The organism is Trinickia mobilis (assembly GCF_017315705.1).
GTDB classification, from domain to species: domain Bacteria; phylum Pseudomonadota; class Gammaproteobacteria; order Burkholderiales; family Burkholderiaceae; genus Trinickia_A; species Trinickia_A mobilis.
The window spans coordinates 153,487-170,994 of the sequence record NZ_JAFLRF010000002.1; the positions used below are offsets into that span (position 1 = coordinate 153,487).

Here is a 17,508-nt window from a genome sequence, read left to right on the forward strand (position 1 = left end):
TTCGTGCTGCTCACGATTCAGCGATAACCGCGCATCGGACATTCCCTTAGACGCATTTTTCCCCCTTCAGAACTCAAGAAAGGCGCCGATAACGCAGGGACGCGGCGGAATCGAAGGCTTAAGGCAAAAGCCTGCGCGGCATCCGGCGGTTGCCGGTCACCCTTCCCGTCGTCGTATAGCGAATCGAGGTGAAATCATGGGAATGAAATTGGCGCTTGGGGTGTCGATGGCACTGGTGTCGTTGACGGGCGTGCTGCATTCGGCGCCCGCGCTCGCCGATGGTCCGAAAGCGGCTTACGACAATGGCGGCGTGGCCGATGCGTCGCTCGATCCGGGCGAAGAGCGCATGACCGCCGACGAAGAAAACAACGCGCGCCTCAAAGACCTGAGCGACGCGTATCACAACGGCTACAACGCGCGCGCGAAAGAAGACGCCGAAACGTATGCGTCGCTGCGCGATCAGTTGAAACGTCCGCCGCAGCAGCAAGCGTCGTCCCAGCTCATGCCGCCGCTGCCGGAAGGCGCGCCTCCGGGCCAGGAAAACGCGCAGATCAGACCGGTGCAGAAGCCTCAGGTTGCGCAGCGCGCGTTGCAGCCGCAGCCGCAACAACCGCAGTATCAGCAAGCCTATCAGCAGCCGCAGTACGCGCCGCCTGCACCGCCGCCGCAAGCGCCGCGGTATCAAGCGGCACCTCAGTACGCCGCTGCGCCGGCCTATCAAGAAGTCGCGCAGGCATATCAGGAGCCTGCGTACGAAGAAGAGGCGTACGAACCGCCGCCGCCTCCGCCGCCGCAGACCTATCAATATGTGCCGGTCTACACGCAGACCGCTTATGTGCCGCAGCCGCCGGTTCAGGCATTGGTGCAGCCCGTGGTGACGATTGCGCGCCCGGTTGCGTATCCGGTGTATCGGTCCGCCTACTGGGCGCCGCGCTACCGGCGCGCGTACGCGGTCCGCTATGGCTATCCGGTTCAAATGGCCGGGTACGCCGGCTGGGAGTAAGCCGGTCCCCGTCCGGCGAATGCGGCGCGAGCGTTCAACGCGCTTCCGAAAGCTTCGCCACGCAGCGTTCAGCAGGAGCGCCCAGCGCGAGCCGACCGCGGCGACGAGCGCAGCCTTGGCCGTCAAGCCTCGCTTTTCCCCTCGAACGGCAGCGCATGAAACCGCTTGCCCGTGGCCGCAAAAATCGCGTTTGCAACCGCGGGCCCGACCGGCGCCACCCCCGGCTCGCCCACGCCGGTCGGCGCCTCGCCCGACGGCACGATATACACCTCGACCTTCGGCATGGCGTTCATGCGCAGCACGTGGTAGCCGTCGAAGTTGTTCTGCTCGACGCGCCCGTCCTTGAGCGTGATGGCGCCGTACAGCACGGCCCCGAGACCGAACCCGATGCCGCCTTGCATCTGCGCCGCGATGATGTCGGGGTTGATCGGCGTGCCGCAATCCACCGCGCACACCACGCGATCGACCTTGACCTTGCCGTCCTTGTCGACGGTCACTTCGGCGACCTGCGCGACGTAGGTATTGAACGCTTCGGCGACCGCGATGCCGCGGCCCTTGCCCGCAGGCAACGGCGTGCTGCTCCAGCCTGCGCGCTCGGCCGCCAGCTCGAGCACCGCCTTCATGCGCGGCTCGTGCGCAAGCAGGTTGCGCCGGAACGTGTACGGGTCCTGGCCGGCCGCGTGCGCCACTTCGTCCATGAAGGCTTCGACGGCAAACGCGGTATGCGAGCTGCCGACGACTCGCCACCACAGCACCGGCACCCCCGTTTGCGTCGTCGTCAATTCCACGGAGACGTTCGGAATCGCGTAGGCGATGTTCGCGGCGCCCTCGACTGAAGTCGAATCGATGCCGTCCTTGACCATCGCCGAGAACGGCGTGCCCGCGAGGATGGACTGCCCGACGATGTGGTGATGCCAGCCGGTCAATTGGCCGTTGGCGTCGAGGCCCGCTTCGAGCTTGTGGAAGTACATCGGGCGATAGAGGCCGCCGTGGATGTCGTCCTCGCGCGTCCATTGCAGCTTGACGGGCGTGCCGTTCGCGCCGAGCGCCTTCGCGATCGACACCGCTTCGACGATGTAGTCCGAACCCGGATTCGCGCGCCGCCCGAAGCTGCCGCCCGCATAGAGCGTGTGGATGCTCACCTTCTCGGGCGGCAGGCCCGCCGTGTGCGCGGCGTTCGCCTGATCGACCGTCTGGAACTGGTCGCCCGCCCAGATCTCGCAACTGTCCGCCGTGAGCTTGACGACCGCGTCGAGCGGCTCCATCGGCGCATGGGCGAGGTACGGAAATTCGTAGGTGGCCGAAATTTTCTTCGCGGCGCCCTCGATCGCTTGCGGCGCATCGCCCGCGACGTGCGCCGGACGGCCCGGCTGTTCGGCAAGCCGGCGGTACGCGTTCATGATGTCCGCGGAGCTGCGCTTTTCCGCGTGCGTGTCGTCCCACTCGACCTTGAGCGCATCGCGTCCCTGCTTCGCCGCCCAGAAGCTCTTCCCGACGACGGCAACACCGCGCGGCACCTGCACGACGTCCACCACGCCGGGCACGGCCTTGGTTGCGGACGCATCGAAAGACTTGACCGTCGCGCCGAACTGCGGCGGACGCTGGAGCAGCGCCACGAGCATGCCGGGGAACGTGACGTCGATCGTGAACTGCGCCGTGCCGTTCGACTTCGCCGCCGCGTCCACGCGCGGGACCTGCGTGCCGATCAGCTTGAACGCCTTGGGGTCTTTGAGCGTGACGGTATCCGGCACGGGCAGCTTGGCCGCGGCGGTTGCCAGCGAACCGTACGTCGCGCGGCGTCCGCTCGCCGGGTGATGGACGCTGCCGCGTTCCGTGCGCAGATCCGCGGCCGGCACGCGCCATTTCGCGGCCGCCGCCGAGACCAGCATCGCACGCCCTTTCGCCCCGGCTTGGCGCAGTTGCATCCACGAATTCGACATGGCCGAGCTGCCGCCCGTGCCCTGTATCGTGCCGAACGCGAGATTCGCGTAGCGCTTCGCATCGGCCGGCGCGCTCTCGACGCGAACCTGCGCCCAGTCGGCGTCGAGTTCTTCAGCGACGATCGTCGCGATGCCGGTGTAGGCGCCTTGGCCCAACTCGACGTGCTTCGCGATCACGGTCACGCTGTCGTCGGTCCCGATGCGCAGGAAGGCGTTGGGCGTGAAGGCGCCCCCCGCCTGAGTGGCAGCGGCCGCGAACGCGCGCCGCGCCGGGCCGGCCCATTCGAAGCCGATGGTGAGCGCCAGCGCGGCCGCGGTGCCCGCGCCCTTGAGAAAGCTGCGCCGCGCCGGACGCTCGGCGTCAACGATATCGGTCGTGTCGGTCGTCATGGTTCATCCCTTGATCGAGTCGGCGGCGCTGTGGATGGCCGCGCGAATGCGGGCGTAGGTCGCGCAGCGGCAGAGGTTGCCGTTCATCGCGGCGTCGATGTCGGCATCGGTGGGCGCGGGGTTTTGCTCCAGAAGCGCCGACGCCGACATGATCTGCCCGGACTGGCAGTAGCCGCACTGCGGCACCTGGAGCTTGACCCACGCCGCCTGCACGGCCTTCGCGGGCTTGCTCTCCAGGCCTTCGATGGTGGTCACGTGCCGGCCGGCGACGGCCGCGAGCGGCAGGACGCACGAGCGCGTGGCCTGGCCTTCGAGATGGACCGTGCACGCGCCGCATTGCGCCATGCCGCAGCCGAACTTGGTGCCGTGCAGTCCCGCGACTTCGCGGATGGCCCACAGCAACGGCATGTTGGGATCGGCATCCAGCGTGGTGGGCTTGCCGTTGAGAATGAAGGAGGTGGACATCGACGGCTCCGTGGGTTGTGCTCGGAACCGGTGGAGTGTGCCGCGATCGAGGACGATTGTCTTGGTTCGATTCTCTGAATTTCTTGCCCAATCCTGTTGAGCGCGAGCCGCCGCACAGGCAGCGGGTTTCGCGGCGAGGCGGCATAAAGATTTCCGTCCGCCGGCCGTAAAGATGGGCACGTCATGTTCCATTCGGCGCGCCGCGCGCCGGCATCCCGGAGAGCCGCACGCCGCCCCCGCTCATGCACAACGTCGCCGACAAGATAGCCGTCCCGGCCCGAGCCGATTTCACGCGATTCATCGTCGCGATCGTGATCGGCAACGGCTTCGTCGCGTACGACTTCACGGTCTACAGCTTCTCCGCGGTCCTGATCGGCAAGCTTTACTTTCCGTCGGGCAGCCCCGCGTCGTCGGTGCTGCTTTCGCTCGCCACCTTCGGCGCGGGCTTCGTGATGCGGCCGCTCGGCGCGATCCTGATCGGCCATATCGCCGACACGCGCGGCCGCAAAGCCGGCATGACCGTTTCCCTGCTGCTGATGACGATCGGCACCTGGACGATCGCGTGCTTGCCGACGGCTGCGTCGATCGGCCCCGCAGCGACCGTGCTCATGGTGGCCGCGCGATTGATACAGGGGCTCGCGGCGGGCGGCGAGATCGGGCCCGCGTCCGCGACGCTGATGGAGTCGGTGCCAGAGGAACGGCGCTGCTTCATGGTGAGCTGGCGCGGCGCGAGTCAGGGCGCGGCGGCGTTCGCGGCGGCGCTGGCCGGGGCGCTCACCATCGCGCTCTTGTCGCCCGCGGCCATGCAGGACTGGGGATGGCGCGTTCCTTTCGCGCTCGGCGGCCTGATCGGCCCGGTCGGCTGGTATCTGCGCCGCCGCATGCCGGCCGCGAGCGCGGATCGGCAGCCGCGCGAAGTCACGCCCGCGCGCTTGCTTGCCGAGCATCCGCGCACGCTCGTCTACGGCATCCTGAACATGGCCGCGTCTTCGGTGAGCATCTACCTGACGGTGTTCTACATGCCGGCCTACCTGGTTCGGACGCTGCACCGCCCTCCTGCCATCAGCATGCTGACCGCCTGCCTGTCGGGTCTCGCGATCCTGGTGACGACACCGCTCGTTGCCCGCGCCGCCGACCGGCACGCGAGCCGCAAGACGCTTCAGTACGTGTTGCTCGCGGCGTCGCTGGCTGCGGCCTACCCGACCTTCTGGGCGCTGACCCACGGTGCCGGCGACGTCGCCGCGCTCGTCATCATCACGGCCTACGTGGCGATTGCGGTGAACAACGCCGGCGCGAGCTCGACGATGATGCTCGAAGCGTTTCCGCGGCATCGGCGCGCGGCGGGCCTTGCCGTGATCTACGCTTTAGGCGTGGTGATATTCGGCGGATTCTCGCCGTTCCTGGTGACATGGCTCATCGAGCTGACGCGCAACCCGATGATTCCCGCGTGGTATCTGATGGCCGCGACGGTCGTCACGCTCATCGGCTTGCACCGCTTTCCCGAGCCCGGCCGATCGACCGCTGCGCGTGCGCGAAGCGAGCGCGAGACCGACTAAGCCGATACGCCGCCATGCTGCAGCACGAGCGCGCGTTCGCGCATTTCCTGCGGACTCATCTCGAACGCGCGGCGAAACGCACGTGAGAAATCCGATGTGCTGTTAAAGCCGAGCCCGTAGGCGATTTCCGTGATCTGGAGATGCGGGTAGCGCACCAATTCGTCCGCCGCTTCCCTGAGCCTGCGATTGCGAATGTATACGCCGAGTCCGCCCTCGTGCTCGAACCAGCGATAGATCGTCGAGCGCTTCAAGCACAGGCCGTCGACGACGCTCGCGGGCGTCAGGTCGCTCCGGTGCAAGTTGGCTTCGACGTAGCGCCGAATTTGCCCCATGACCGCCGTCTGCAGCGCCGCACGGCTCGACCCCGTCAGGCGTGACTGCTCTCGAAACGCCGCGATCAGAAGCTCGGCGCCGGCGTTCATTGCGCCGGCTGCGCTGTCGCGATCGAGTGTCGGCATCTCCCTGACGATCGCCGCCACGTGATCCAGGATCAGACGCGCAAGCTGCGACTCCTGCGGGACGACCCGGCCATGAATCGAATCGACGTCCGGCAGCCCTGCGGCCACGATCTGCCTCGGCACGAACAGCGTCAGCACGCGGCAGGCGCGACGTTCGACCTTGAACGGCTGGTTCAAGTCGAGCGCGACGATGCCCTGCTGCGGATCGGCGGCACTGCGCTTCTTGTGCATGCCCATGAGGTTGCCGATTCCGCCCTCCAAGAACATATGAAAGCCGATGTTCCGATTCGCGTCGGTGGAAACGCGCGCGACCGAGCGCTCGAGGACCATCGCGTCGGTGCTGCAATCGGTGAAAGCCAGCCCGCCAATTCCATAAAAGTCGATATGGCCGTCGAACCCGTCGGCCAGCTGCCGCTTCGAAGGCGGCACGTCGACCACGTGCCCCACCCGCCCGCGCCAGGCCAGCAATTGCTCGTCGGCGGTGAACGAACGCGTGCTGAAGGTGTGCGTCACGACGCCGTCGCGAAGTGCGGCGTCGCGGGCGGATCCGTTCGGCGTCGAGCGTTCGGTCATGGTGCCTTTCGACAAGGGAAAAATGCGGTGCCGCCGTTGGCGGCTGCAGCAACCGCAAATTGCGGCGCTGCCGGCGTCGAGAATTGAGACGCACGGTAAAGCGTAGCAAAAAAACCGCGCTATCGTTGCACGGGTGGAGGCTCAAAAAGCCTCGATAAGAGACCAACATGACTGTCACCAACGAACAACCGACGGTCAAGACCGGGGAACTGCTGCCAGCCCAGCTGGCGGACAGCCAGCTTGACCACTTCGAGCGCATGGTCCAACTCGTCACGCGCGCCGACGCCAGCAGCGCGTCAAACCGGTTCGATCTCGAATACTGGGAAAAGCGCATTCGAGCGCTCGTCAAAACGCACGAGCTGGTGACCACGCAGCGACACCGCGTGATCGTGATGCTCGACTTGCTCGAGCGGCATGCGCTGATCAGAATGCGCGACGGCGCGGCGAGCTGAGGCAGGCGGCAGAAATCAAGCGGCGCCGCACGCGCGCAGATGTGGGCCGAATTGTAAAAAAAACTACAGTCCAAGAACCTGAGAGTCACGCTATCGACGGCGCTTTGCCGGGAGCCAGGACGTTGCGCTTGCCAATCAGCGGCAGCTGAGGTCCGTTTGCTGCTTCGACGAATCCGCGCTATCGACCCGATATGGCGGGCATTCCACCGACTCCATAGCGGCCGTTCCTTGCGTCGTTCGGCCTCCTCCTGCTATGCCCGAGAGGCATGCCCCCCCTGCATACAAGGTCTTTGCCGCACGCTCTACGGAAACCTATAGTCGTTGCACCACCTTGGATCAAAAGTGGCGCTACGAAGAAGTTCGTTGGTTTGATTGCAGAAACCTTAGGAAATCACATGTCCAAGTTAGCTCAGAAAGTGGCACTCGTTACCGGTGGCTCACGCGGCATCGGTGCGGCAATCGCGAAACGTCTGGCGGCGGATGGAGCGAGTGTGGCCTTTACCTACGCGAAGGACGCCGGCGCGGCGTCGGCCGTGGTCAAAGAGATTGAACTCAATGGCGGAAGGGCCATTGCGATCCAGGCGGACGCTGCTGACGTCGAGGCCGTCGAGGCGGCGGTCGAGAAAACTTTTGCGACCTTCGGGCGGCTGGATGTGCTGGTGAACAATGCGGGCACGGCCATTCCGAAACCGTTTGAAGACACGACGCTGGAGGAGATGGATAAAGTGATCGACATCAACATCCGCGGCGTATTCGCTACGACCAAGGCTGCGCTGAAGCACCTGAGCGAGGGTGGCCGCATCATCATGATCGGCTCGGCGGTGGGCGAGCGTGCCATCGCGCCCGGGCTGGTGCCCTACGCGGCCACCAAGGCAGCGGTCAGGATGTTCACCCAGGCGCTGTCCAGAGAGTTGGGAGGCCGGGGCATCACGGTCAACAACGTCCAGCCGGGGCCGATCGATACAGACTTGAATCCCGCCTCAGGCGATTGGGCGGTGCCGCAGAAGGCCGCCACAGCGCTCAATCGATACGGGCGCGCCGAGGAGATCGCCGCAATGGTAGCGTTCGTCGCCGGCCCGGAGGCCTCGTACATTACCGGGACGAATCTTACGGTGGATGGCGGGATGAACGCCTGAGCCTGGGCACCTATTCGGCCTACGGATTTGACGAAGGGCGACGACCGTGCGAACGCGCCGGGGAGTCGCTGTCGGACTAGCGATAGTTAATGAAGTCGATGATGTCGTTGATGAACCACGGCAAAATCAATTGCGTATCGGGATAGCTGACACCGACGCTGAGTCTCGGCGGCTTTGACGTGGAGTTGCCGGGCGTCGCACCTTCGGTAGTATGCAGAATGTAGGTATCCGTGGCGGCCGGACTTGGCCGGGCGGTCTGATTATTCGTGGACGACCCTGTCGACGCGCAGCCGGCGGTGAGCACGAAGAGGGCCGCTGCGAAGCAAAAGGGCTTCATGATGGTGTGAACTCCAGCAACGTGACTTTGACAATAGGGTCGATGAAGAATTCGTCGCGGTACGTGCCTGGACTCTGCCGAACGCAGGAGGCGCAGTCCGGCCCTGAGCGGACCTCCGTATCCGCTGAGTATCGAGCTTGTTACGGCCGTCGGCGCGGGCGTGCGCGCGATTGAATTCCGGGTTGCGTGTCCACGGCGGTGAGGAGATGCTGACGGCCCTCGTCAAGAATTTCATCCGCGAGCGCCGGGTCAACGTCTGCAACAGCACGCGAAAGCAGCAGTGTACCGACCATCTGGGTGAACAAAGTAATCGCCTTCCTGCGGCCGCCTTCGCTGATCCCCTCTGCCTCTTCGATGACCTTGGCGAATCGTTCGAGGTTCGTCGCAAGACCTTGCGCGTAAGAACCGCGCGCCACGCCGTCGAACCGGGGGGCGTCGCCGACAAAACCCGACCAGGGGCAACCCGCATCGACATTCGCGCGATGCTCGGGGGACAGGTACCACTGAATGTTTTCCTTGACCGGGTCGGCGTCAGCTGACCTGGCGTTTTCGATGAGGGAGGCAAAAGCCTCTCCACCCTCTTCCATCGCCTTTTCCATCACTGCGGCGACCAGCGCGTCCTTCGATTTGAAGTGGTTGTAGAAACCGCCCTGCGTAAAGCCCGCCGCCTTCATCAGCTCGGCGAGCCCGACCGCATCGACGCCGCGCTCGCGAAACAGCTTCTCGGCGGCGGCCACGATTGCGCGCCGGTTTTCAACCGCCTGCTGCCTGGAAACACCCACTTCCCCTCCCTTCGGCCGGCTACGGCCCAATAAGACCCATCGAAAAATACAATGTCGATCACCATTGACATTACCCGTGCGGGCGCCCACAATCCGTCGCAATGACAATGTCACTCACCATTGTCATGAGTATAGCCTTCTTTACCTGAACGTTCAGGCAGCAGGGGGCACAACGGCTATCTGACGCCTGAGGGCGTCGTCACCCGAATCTTGAAAGAGGGCCTCGACATGACGAAGACAACCCCTGAACAGAACAAGGCGCTCGTGCTGGAAGCATTCGACACCCTGTTCAACAAGCGCGACTACGTTGCAGCACAGCACTTCTGGTCCGATCGCTACATTCAGCACAGCGCCCATATTGCACCGGGTCGCGACGGCCTGTTCAACCTGGTTCGCGCGCTGCCTGACACCGCGCGCTACGAGAACCAGCTGATCGTGGCCGAAGGTGACTATGTCATCGCACATGGCCGCTTCACCGGGATCGGCAGGTCCGCTGCGTGGATAGCAGCCGACGTCGTCCGCTTCGAGGACGGCAAGCTCGCCGAGCACTGGGACGTCCTCCAGGACGAAGCGACCCAGGCGCAATCCGCGAGCGGCCTGCCGATGTTCGGCGACCGGTTCCCTGCCTGAGCGCGCAACCATCAACCCCTGATACATCAACAAGGAAACGATCATGAAACTCACCGGAAACACGATCTTCATCACGGGCGGCGGTTCGGGCATTGGCCGCGGGCTCGCCGAGGCGCTCCACAAGCGCGGCAACAAGGTCATCATCGGCGGCCGCCGGCGCAGCCACCTGGACGAGGTGGTGGCGGCGAACCCTGGCATGGCCGCGGTCGAGCTCGACCTCTCCGATGCCGCCAGCATCGGCCGGGTAGCGGCGCAGTTGATCGCGGACTATCCCGATCTCAATGTGCTGATCAATAACGCCGGGATCATGCAGCCCGACCAGGCGGGTGGCCAGATCGACGACGCGCTGATGGTGTCCACCATCACGACCAACCTCATGGGGCCGATCCGCATGACGTCCGCGCTGATCGATCACCTCAAGACCAGGAACGATGCTGTCGTCGCCTATACCAGCTCGGTGCTGGCTTTCGTGCCGTTGGCGGTGACCGCCGTGTACTCGTCGACCAAGGCGGCGCTTCATTCGTACGTCCTGTCGCAACGCTTCATGCTGCGGGACACGACGGTTCGCGTGCTCGAGATCGCACCGCCTTGGGTGCGCACGGACCTCATGAACAGCCGCGAAGCCGAGCAGGCGATGCCGCTTGAAGCGTACATCGACGAAACGATGGCTGTCCTCGGAACCGATGCCGATGAAATTCTGGTTGAAGGCGCCAAGCTGTTCCGCGGCAACCCGGGTCCCGATGAACACGAGCTGGTCAACGGCTTCAATGCACAGATGACGGAAGTGCTGGGCGGGTGAATTGCCGGCTGCCGGAGACGTGATCCAGGCGATTCGCGGACGGATGAGCCATCCGCCCGTCGCCGCGCCTACCGTCTCGCGCGCGGCGCGCCATGCTTCGCGCCGCGCGCGAGTTCTACAAACGCGTGCAGATAGTCGATGCCGGCATCGGCCTCTCGCGTACCCAGAAAGATCTGCTTCGCGACACCGTTGCGTCCAAGTTTGACGCTCGCCACAGGCATACGGTCCGCATACTCGTCGGCGAGCCAGCGCGGCAGCGCGGCCACGCCGCGATCGCTCGCGACCATCTGCAACATGATGTCGGTGGTCTCGATCGTCTTGTGGCGGCGCGGCACCACGCCCGCCGGCCGCAGGAACTGAGTGTAGATATCGAGCCGATCGGTCTCGACCGGGTAAGTGATCAGCGTCTCGCCGACGAGTTGCTCCGGCGTCACATAACGGACATTCGCGAGCCGATGCCGTTCCGAGACCACGAGCACCTGCTCGTAGTCGAACACCGGATCGAAGCGCAATCCCGGCCGCATGAGCGGATCAGGCGTGACGAGCACGTCGATGTCGTAGCCGAAGAGCGCGCCGATGCCGCCGAACTGGAAACGCTGCTTCACATCCACGTCGACATCGGGCCAGCGCGACAGATACGGCGACACCACCTTGAGCAGCCACTGATAGCACGGGTGGCACTCCATGCCGATGCGCAGCGTACCGCGCTCGCCGTCTGCGTACTGCTTCATTCGCGCTTCCGCGTGCTCGAACTGAGGAAGGAGCCGGTTGGCCAGCGAGAGCAGGTACTGCCCCGCCTGCGTAAGCCGCAGCGTTCGTCCTTCGCGATCCCAGATCGGCGTGCCGAGCTGTTGCTCGATTTTCTTGACGGTATGGCTGAGCGCCGACTGCGTGAGATGCAGCGCGTTGGCCGCTGCCGTCAAAGAGCCTTGACGCTCCACTTCACGGATGATGACGAGATGAAACCGTTCCAGCATGGCAAGGACTCGCAAAAAGTGACATGAACAAATCTAATGGATCAATGAAAAAATGCCATTTTATTTCATGAGATGAAAATCCTACCATTGCTGCCAGATCTTTCCCTCTTCCTGAACGGCAGCTTCCATGGTTACGACACACAATCTCGGCTTCCCGCGCATCGGCGCCAAACGCGAACTGAAATTCGCCCTCGAGAATTATTGGAAGGGCCAGTCCTCGCGCGACGAACTCAAGGCACTGGGCGCGCAGTTGCGTCAGCGTCACTGGGAGAATCAGCAAGGTCTCGATCTGGCTCCCGTCGGCGACTTCGCGTTCTATGACCAGGTGCTCGACATGAGCTTCACCCTGGGCAACCTGCCGGAGCGTGTGCGGGGCTTCCACGGCGACGCGCTCGACAACGCCTTCCGTGTGGCGCGCGGCCGTTCTGCGCAGACCGCAGAAGAACATGGCGCGTGCTGCGGCGGCGTCGCGGCGGGCGAGATGACCAAGTGGTTCGATACGAACTATCACTACATCGTGCCGGAGTTCTCCGCGACGACCGGCTTCACGCTGGACGCGTCACGCCTCGTGACGCAGCTGACCGAGGCCCGTTCCTTCGGCATGAACGCAAAGCCCGTGATCATCGGCCCGGTCACGTACCTGTGGCTCGGCAAGGCGAAAGACGATTCCGACCGCCTCGCGCTGCTGCCGAAGTTGCTGCCCGTGTACGGTGCGCTGCTCGACAATTTCGCCGCACAGGGTGTCGAGTGGGTGCAGATCGACGAACCGGCGCTCGTCACCGAGCTCGATCCGGCATGGCAGCAGGCATTCGTCACCGCGTACGAGGCACTTGAGACTCGCAGGGTCAAACTGCTGCTCGCGACGTACTTCGGTCAGTTGCAGGACAATCTCGCGCTCGCGTGCTCGCTGCCGGTGGATGGCCTGCACGTCGACGCCATCAATGCCCGCGACGAGGTCGCGAAGGCGGCTCGCGAACTGCCGGCGGACCGGGTGCTCTCGGTCGGCGCGATCAACGGCCGCAATATCTGGAAGACCGACCTGACCGCGGCCCTCGAATGGCTCGAACCGCTTGCGCAGACGCTCGGCGCGCGGCTGTGGATCGCGCCGTCGTGCTCGCTGCTGCACGTGCCGGTCGACCTTTCGAGCGAGCAGAAGCTCGATCCGGAGATCCGTTCGTGGCTGGCGTTCGCCTTGCAGAAGCTCGACGAACTGAAGGTGCTCGCGTCTGCGCTCAATCATGGCCGCGCGTCGGTTGCCGCGGAGCTGGCGTCGAATGCGGCGGCGATCGAGAGCCGTCGTGCGTCGCCGCGTGTCCACAACCCGGCCGTCAAGGCGGCTCTGGGCCGCATCGACGCTGCGCTCGGCCAGCGTCAGAACCCGTATGCCGCCCGCGCGCCGAAGCAGACCGCGCGCTTGAGGCTGCCGGCATTCCCGACCACCACCATCGGCTCCTTCCCGCAGACCGCCGAGATCCGCCATGCGCGCAGCCAGTTCAAGGCCGGCGCGCTCGACGAGGCGGGCTACCAGGCCGCCATGCGGGCCGAGATCGCACGCAGCGTCCGTGAACAGGAGGCCCTGAGCCTGGACGTGCTGGTTCACGGCGAGGCCGAGCGCAACGACATGGTCGAGTATTTCGGCGAGCAGCTGGACGGCTATGTCTTCAGCCAGTTCGGTTGGGTTCAGTCATATGGCTCGCGCTGCGTGAAGCCGCCCATTCTGTTCGGCGACATCAGCCGCCCGAAGGCGATGACCGTGGAGTGGATCCAGTACGCGCAGTCCCTCACCAGCAAGCCGATGAAGGGCATGCTGACCGGGCCCGTGACCATCCTGAACTGGTCCTTCGTCCGCGACGACCAGCCGCGCCCGGTGTCCTGCCACCAGCTTGCGCTGGCGATCCGCGAAGAGGTGCTGGACCTGGAGCGCGCCGGCATCCGCGTGATCCAGATCGACGAGGCCGCGCTGCGCGAGGGCCTGCCGCTGCGCCGGTCGCAATGGCAGGGGTACCTGGACTGGGCGGTCGAGTCCTTCCGTATCACCGCCAATGGCGTGCGCGACGAGACCCAGATCCACACGCACATGTGCTACTCGGAGTTCAACGACATCATTGCATCGATCGCCGACATGGACGCGGACGTGATCACGATCGAAACGTCGCGCTCGGATAGGGAGCTGCTCGATGCCTTCGACAACTTCAAGTATCCGAACGAGATCGGGCCGGGCGTGTACGACATCCACTCCCCGAACATTCCGAGCCAGGAACATATTGTTCAGCTCATGAAGAAGGCAGCTGAACGCATTCCCGCGGAGCGCCTGTGGGTGAACCCGGACTGCGGCCTGAAGACGCGTCAGTGGGCGGAAGTCATTCCGGCGCTGACGAATATGGTGGCCGCCGCCAAAACATTGCGCCGCCAGGCGCAGTAACTTCACAAGTTCGCGATGCCTCGAATTCTGGTCCCGGTTCGATTCTATTCGGTAGGTCTTTCAGAGTGGTCGCGCGCCCATCCGGCCTCTTTCAGAACCCAGAGATGTTTCGAAACGGCCCGAAGCAGGCTGCCGGCGTCGCGTGTCCAGCCCGGGCATGCCGCTTGCTGGGCCTCAAGGAAACGACGGCGCCCGCTGTCCGGAACGCGATCCCCTCACCACGATAAGGCATTCTGAACATGTAGCGATCTCACACTGCAAACCTCCATCTGCAGCAGTGCGCTCCGGTGTGCCGGTTCTGTTGCCATGCCGGCAAACGGGACGCGCTCTTGCCGGCCGCACCGCGCGCCATTGCAGAATCTCTCACGGTGCAAATTGTCTAATTGTGTACGTCCCTTTTACGGGGGGATGCAAAATGGCTGCCACTTCATCCGGGGCAATGCCCCTTTCCGATGAGGAGACTCGGCGCCAACTCCGCCGCGCCGTCATCGCAAGCACGATTGGTACCACGATCGAGTGGTACGACTTCTTCCTCTACAGCATCGTGACCGGCCTGATTTTCGCAAAGCTGTATTTTCCGGAGTCGAACCCGCTCGTCGGCACACTGCAGGCTTTTCTGATCTATGCCGTCGGCTTTGTAGCACGGCCGGTCGGCGCGGCCATTTTCGGCCACTACGGCGATCGCATCGGACGCAAGGCCACGCTGATCGTCACGCTGTTGTTGATGGGTCTCGCCACGTTTGCCGTGGCCTTCGTCCCCACCTATGCGACGATCGGCATCTGGGGGGCCATTGCACTCACCGCACTGCGCTTCATGCAGGGGGTGGGCGTCGGCGGCGAATGGGGCGGCTCGGTCTTGATGTCGATGGAATGGGCGCGCACTAACTCGCATCGAGGCTTCATTGCCTCCTGGCCGCAGTTCGGGGTGCCGGCGGGCCTGTTCCTGGCTAACCTGGCAGTGCTGGCCATGAGCCGGATTTCCGGCAGCAGTTTCGCCACCTGGGGCTGGCGAGTGCCGTTCTTCCTGAGTATCGTGCTCGTCGCGATCGGCCTCTATATCCGCTTAAATATTCTTGAAACGCCGATCTTCGCGCGGCTCCTGGCCGAGCACAGGATCGAGAAGAAGCCGATGCTCGAGGTGTTGCGCCGCCAGCCGAAGGACATCCTTCTCTCGGCCTTTGTCCGCATGGCCGAACAGGCGCCTTTCTATATTTTCACGGCCTTCGTCTTCACCTATGGCGTCAGGAACCTGGGCGTGACACGCGACCTGTTGCTGACGGCGGTGCTGGCGGCTTCAGTTCTGGAATTCGGCACCATCCCGCTCTTTGGCCATGTGTCCGATCTGATCGGGCGGCGCCGGATGTACTTGATCGGTGCTGCCGCCGCCGGGGTATTCGGCTTCATCTATTTTGCAATGGTCGATACCAAGGATCCGATCTGGATCTTCGTGGCGATTGTGCTCTCGCTGGTGCCGCACTCGATGATGTACGGCCCCCAAGCCGCTTTGATCGCTGAATCCTTCACGGGACGAATGCGTTACAGCGGCGCATCGCTGGGCTACCAGTTGGCGTCGGTCATCGCGGGCGGCCCTGCGCCGCTCATTGCGACCGCGCTCTTCGCTTACTACCACTCCGGCTATGCAATCGCGTACTACATCCTGGCATGCGCGGTGCTCAGCCTGATCGCGGCTTCGCTGATGGGCGATCGCACCAACAAGGACATCTCGCGGGAATACGACGACGCGCGGGCGTTGGGAGAGGGCGGACACCCGACCCCGGCCGCATGATCGATAGCGACTGGAGAAAAAAGAAGCGGCTGGTTTCGACGCCAGCCGCACAGCCGTTCGGTGAGGACGCCGGATCAGCCGAGACCTATGTGGCAGTCCATGCACACCAGGTCTCGGCTCCGGTTCAAATCGTCATTCCCTGCATCCGCCGTCCGAAATGGGCACGCTCTGCGCGGTCCATCAGCGTCAGGAACTGATCGGCGTCCATGTGAACCAGTTCTTCGTGATTGCCGGCCTCGAAGTAGACGTCCGGCTGGCTGGCCAGGCTTTCGTCGAGGTAGGTTTTCATGCCATAGGCCGTGCACACGGGCGGCAGCGCGCCGTATTCACAGTCCTTGAACAGTTCTCGCAGATCGACTTCCTTCGCAAGCGCGAGACGGCGTCCGGTCTTCGACCATAGTTCGGACAGCTTTACGGCATAGGTCGACGGCAGCACAGCGGCAATGTAGCCCTGCTCGTCTTCGAAGAGCACGGTCTTCGCGAGGCGGTCGCCCGGGATGTGGGCCGCCGCCGCGGTTTCCATGCTGGAATGGCTATAAGGGTGATGCAGGATTTCGTACCGGGAGCCCTTGCTGCGCAGGCAATCCTCGAGGGTTGCACACATTGACATGGCACACCTCCTGTCAGATATCGCATTGAATAAACAACTCAGTGTGATCTTTCAGGATAGTTCGCTTGCGCGCGATAAGCACGCGAACATCGGCATGACGACCGGGCACCATGCGCAGCAGCACCGCACGCCCGCGTGTCTCTCCCTTGCTGCTCAGGCTGCGGCCAGCCCCGCTGCGATGCCGAGCGGGGCCCCGTCACCCCCTATTCCACGTAGGTCAGCTCGTCGGCTAGCTTGTCGACCAATGTTCCCAGGTATTTGGCATCGTTGTTCGCATGTGCTGCCGCGACACCGACTTCGGATGCGCTTCCCATCAGACGAATTGATCCACTCTGCACCGCCGCTTTAACGATTTCCGCTGCGATCTTCGCTGCATCTCCGCGACTAAACAAGTTTGCCATTCGCCTTCCCCATTTGGTTAAGGAATTACCATCCTAGCAAAGCGGATCGCTGATTTCATGCAGGTCGGACGGACTCAATACTGCACCAGAATCGTCACGCGCCGATTCGCTGCGCGCGCCGCTTCATCGTCGCCGATGACGAGCGGAATATTGTCGGCTCGGCCGATCGCCGCGAGTCTGTGCGGTTCGATGCCTTTGTCGACGAGAAACCGCACCACCGCCCCTGCGCGCGCCGACGAAAGCTCCCAATTGGATTCGTACTTCCCGGTGGAAATCGGCACGCTGTCAGTGTGCCCTTCAACCAGAATATTGCTCGACGAATAGGTCTTGAGCACATCCGCCACTTGGCTCAGCACATCCATCGAATCCGGCAGCAGATGCGCGTCGCCCGAGTGAAACAAGACCTTCGCATTGATTCCGATCTCCACGCCTTGCGAATTCTCGCTCAACGTCAGCTGCTTTTTGTCGCGAAGCGCGCCGAGCAGCGACAAGAGTTCCTTCTTCGCCGCCTCTTTCTTTCCGCTCGCAGGGTCCGCATGCTCGACGCGCTTAGCCGCCTTGACGATTCGCTGCGACTCGACCGTCGTCTCCAGCTGCCGGTATTTCGCAAGCTCCAGCGCGTAGAGCGCGAGAAACAGCACCATCAGCGTCGTGATCAGATCCGAATACGAAATGAGCCAGCGCTCGGTGCCGCCTCCCGCATCCTCGTCTTTGTGCACATCGTTCTTTTCGGACGCGAGGCGCCGGATCTCGGTGCGGACGTTCATCTCTCAGGGTTCCAGGTTCGAGCG

General features: G+C 63.9%; 17 protein-coding genes. 8 read left to right on the forward strand and 9 right to left on the reverse strand.

The window, feature by feature from the left end; translation table 11 throughout:
* Positions 1-196: 196 nt before the first annotated feature.
* On the forward strand, positions 197-1,003 hold the full coding sequence (locus J3489_RS03490; RefSeq protein ID WP_206996311.1) for a hypothetical protein: 807 nt from the start codon (positions 197-199) through the stop codon (positions 1,001-1,003).
* Positions 1,004-1,125: 122 nt separating this feature from the next.
* Here J3489_RS03490 and J3489_RS03495 read toward each other — a convergent pair whose 3' ends face one another.
* Both J3489_RS03495 and J3489_RS03500 read right to left on the reverse strand, forming a co-directional pair.
* Positions 1,126-3,333 (reverse strand): xanthine dehydrogenase family protein molybdopterin-binding subunit, encoded by a 2,208-nt coding sequence (locus J3489_RS03495; protein ID WP_206996312.1) that lies wholly within the window; start codon positions 3,331-3,333, stop codon positions 1,126-1,128.
* 3 nt (positions 3,334-3,336) lie between these two features.
* Positions 3,337-3,798, reverse strand: a complete 462-nt coding sequence (locus J3489_RS03500) for a (2Fe-2S)-binding protein (protein ID WP_206996313.1) — start codon at positions 3,796-3,798, stop codon at positions 3,337-3,339.
* Positions 3,799-4,040: 242 nt separating this feature from the next.
* Here J3489_RS03500 and J3489_RS03505 point away from each other — a divergent pair, with 242 nt between their 5' ends.
* A complete protein-coding gene (locus tag J3489_RS03505; protein WP_206996314.1) occupies positions 4,041-5,354 on the forward strand; it encodes an MFS transporter in 1,314 nt (437 codons plus the stop codon).
* Here the strand turns inward: J3489_RS03505 and J3489_RS03510 are convergent.
* Complete coding sequence (locus J3489_RS03510) at positions 5,351-6,385, reverse strand: AraC family transcriptional regulator (RefSeq protein WP_206996315.1); 1,035 nt, start codon at positions 6,383-6,385, stop codon at positions 5,351-5,353. The genes J3489_RS03505 and J3489_RS03510 overlap by 4 nt on opposite strands.
* 167 nt (positions 6,386-6,552) lie before the next feature.
* On the opposite strand from J3489_RS03510, the gene J3489_RS03515 reads away from it, so the two are divergent.
* Complete coding sequence (locus tag J3489_RS03515; RefSeq protein WP_206996316.1) at positions 6,553-6,837, forward strand: hypothetical protein; 285 nt, start codon at positions 6,553-6,555, stop codon at positions 6,835-6,837.
* Between the two features lie 395 nt (positions 6,838-7,232).
* Positions 7,233-7,973, forward strand: coding sequence for an SDR family NAD(P)-dependent oxidoreductase (locus tag J3489_RS03520; RefSeq protein ID WP_206996317.1), 741 nt, complete (start codon positions 7,233-7,235; stop codon positions 7,971-7,973).
* Positions 7,974-8,049: 76 nt separating this feature from the next.
* Here J3489_RS03520 and J3489_RS03525 read toward each other — a convergent pair whose 3' ends face one another.
* Both J3489_RS03525 and J3489_RS03530 read right to left on the reverse strand, forming a co-directional pair.
* The gene (locus J3489_RS03525; protein ID WP_206996318.1) at positions 8,050-8,310 is read right to left on the reverse strand and encodes a hypothetical protein; all 261 of its coding nucleotides are present in this window, start codon (positions 8,308-8,310) and stop codon (positions 8,050-8,052) included.
* A gap of 140 nt (positions 8,311-8,450) precedes the next feature.
* Complete coding sequence (locus tag J3489_RS03530; protein WP_206996319.1) at positions 8,451-9,092, reverse strand: TetR/AcrR family transcriptional regulator; 642 nt, start codon at positions 9,090-9,092, stop codon at positions 8,451-8,453.
* A gap of 228 nt (positions 9,093-9,320) precedes the next feature.
* Here J3489_RS03530 and J3489_RS03535 point away from each other — a divergent pair, with 228 nt between their 5' ends.
* Positions 9,321-9,722 carry a nuclear transport factor 2 family protein gene (locus J3489_RS03535; protein ID WP_206996320.1) on the forward strand — a complete coding sequence of 134 codons (402 nt, stop codon included), beginning with the start codon at positions 9,321-9,323 and terminating at the stop codon, positions 9,720-9,722.
* Between the two features lie 43 nt (positions 9,723-9,765).
* A complete protein-coding gene (locus tag J3489_RS03540; protein WP_206996321.1) occupies positions 9,766-10,521 on the forward strand; it encodes an SDR family oxidoreductase in 756 nt (251 codons plus the stop codon).
* Between the two features lie 68 nt (positions 10,522-10,589).
* On the opposite strand, the gene J3489_RS03545 is transcribed toward J3489_RS03540, so the two are convergent.
* Positions 10,590-11,498 (reverse strand): LysR family transcriptional regulator, encoded by a 909-nt coding sequence (locus J3489_RS03545; protein WP_206996322.1) that lies wholly within the window; start codon positions 11,496-11,498, stop codon positions 10,590-10,592.
* Between the two features lie 127 nt (positions 11,499-11,625).
* Here J3489_RS03545 and metE point away from each other — a divergent pair, with 127 nt between their 5' ends.
* Complete coding sequence (metE, locus tag J3489_RS03550) at positions 11,626-13,920, forward strand: 5-methyltetrahydropteroyltriglutamate--homocysteine S-methyltransferase (RefSeq protein ID WP_206996323.1); 2,295 nt, start codon at positions 11,626-11,628, stop codon at positions 13,918-13,920.
* A gap of 415 nt (positions 13,921-14,335) precedes the next feature.
* On the forward strand, positions 14,336-15,706 hold the full coding sequence (locus tag J3489_RS03555; RefSeq protein WP_206996324.1) for an MFS transporter: 1,371 nt from the start codon (positions 14,336-14,338) through the stop codon (positions 15,704-15,706).
* A 124-nt stretch (positions 15,707-15,830) separates the two neighbouring features.
* Here J3489_RS03555 and J3489_RS03560 read toward each other — a convergent pair whose 3' ends face one another.
* The 3 genes from J3489_RS03560 to J3489_RS03570 all read right to left on the reverse strand — a co-directional run bounded on the left by J3489_RS03560 (position 15,831) and on the right by J3489_RS03570 (position 17,484).
* Positions 15,831-16,316 carry an aminoacyl-tRNA deacylase gene (locus tag J3489_RS03560; protein ID WP_206996325.1) on the reverse strand — a complete coding sequence of 162 codons (486 nt, stop codon included), beginning with the start codon at positions 16,314-16,316 and terminating at the stop codon, positions 15,831-15,833.
* A gap of 203 nt (positions 16,317-16,519) precedes the next feature.
* Positions 16,520-16,717, reverse strand: coding sequence for a hypothetical protein (locus J3489_RS03565; RefSeq protein ID WP_206996326.1), 198 nt, complete (start codon positions 16,715-16,717; stop codon positions 16,520-16,522).
* A gap of 74 nt (positions 16,718-16,791) precedes the next feature.
* Positions 16,792-17,484: an OmpA family protein gene (locus J3489_RS03570; RefSeq protein WP_206996327.1), complete on the reverse strand. Its 693-nt coding sequence runs from the start codon at positions 17,482-17,484 to the stop codon at positions 16,792-16,794.
* Between the last annotated feature and the right edge of the window lie 24 nt (positions 17,485-17,508).

Bases quoted from the DNA above. Each gene is read 5' to 3' on its own strand.
- J3489_RS03510 (WP_206996315.1), bottom strand. From the start codon at position 6,385: ATGACCGAACGCTCGACGCCGAACGGATCCGCCCGCGACGCCGCACTT.
- J3489_RS03515 (WP_206996316.1), top strand. From the start codon at position 6,553: ATGACTGTCACCAACGAACAACCGACGGTCAAGACCGGGGAACTGCTG.
- J3489_RS03565 (WP_206996326.1), bottom strand. From the start codon at position 16,717: ATGGCAAACTTGTTTAGTCGCGGAGATGCAGCGAAGATCGCAGCGGAA.
- J3489_RS03525 (WP_206996318.1), bottom strand. From the start codon at position 8,310: ATGAAGCCCTTTTGCTTCGCAGCGGCCCTCTTCGTGCTCACCGCCGGC.
- J3489_RS03505 (WP_206996314.1), top strand. From the start codon at position 4,041: ATGCACAACGTCGCCGACAAGATAGCCGTCCCGGCCCGAGCCGATTTC.
- J3489_RS03535 (WP_206996320.1), top strand. From the start codon at position 9,321: ATGACGAAGACAACCCCTGAACAGAACAAGGCGCTCGTGCTGGAAGCA.
- J3489_RS03545 (WP_206996322.1), bottom strand. From the start codon at position 11,498: ATGCTGGAACGGTTTCATCTCGTCATCATCCGTGAAGTGGAGCGTCAA.
- J3489_RS03560 (WP_206996325.1), bottom strand. From the start codon at position 16,316: ATGTCAATGTGTGCAACCCTCGAGGATTGCCTGCGCAGCAAGGGCTCC.
- J3489_RS03495 (WP_206996312.1), bottom strand. From the start codon at position 3,333: ATGACGACCGACACGACCGATATCGTTGACGCCGAGCGTCCGGCGCGG.
- metE (WP_206996323.1), top strand. From the start codon at position 11,626: ATGGTTACGACACACAATCTCGGCTTCCCGCGCATCGGCGCCAAACGC.
- J3489_RS03490 (WP_206996311.1), top strand. From the start codon at position 197: ATGGGAATGAAATTGGCGCTTGGGGTGTCGATGGCACTGGTGTCGTTG.
- J3489_RS03520 (WP_206996317.1), top strand. From the start codon at position 7,233: ATGTCCAAGTTAGCTCAGAAAGTGGCACTCGTTACCGGTGGCTCACGC.
- J3489_RS03555 (WP_206996324.1), top strand. From the start codon at position 14,336: ATGGCTGCCACTTCATCCGGGGCAATGCCCCTTTCCGATGAGGAGACT.
- J3489_RS03500 (WP_206996313.1), bottom strand. From the start codon at position 3,798: ATGTCCACCTCCTTCATTCTCAACGGCAAGCCCACCACGCTGGATGCC.
- J3489_RS03540 (WP_206996321.1), top strand. From the start codon at position 9,766: ATGAAACTCACCGGAAACACGATCTTCATCACGGGCGGCGGTTCGGGC.
- J3489_RS03570 (WP_206996327.1), bottom strand. From the start codon at position 17,484: ATGAACGTCCGCACCGAGATCCGGCGCCTCGCGTCCGAAAAGAACGAT.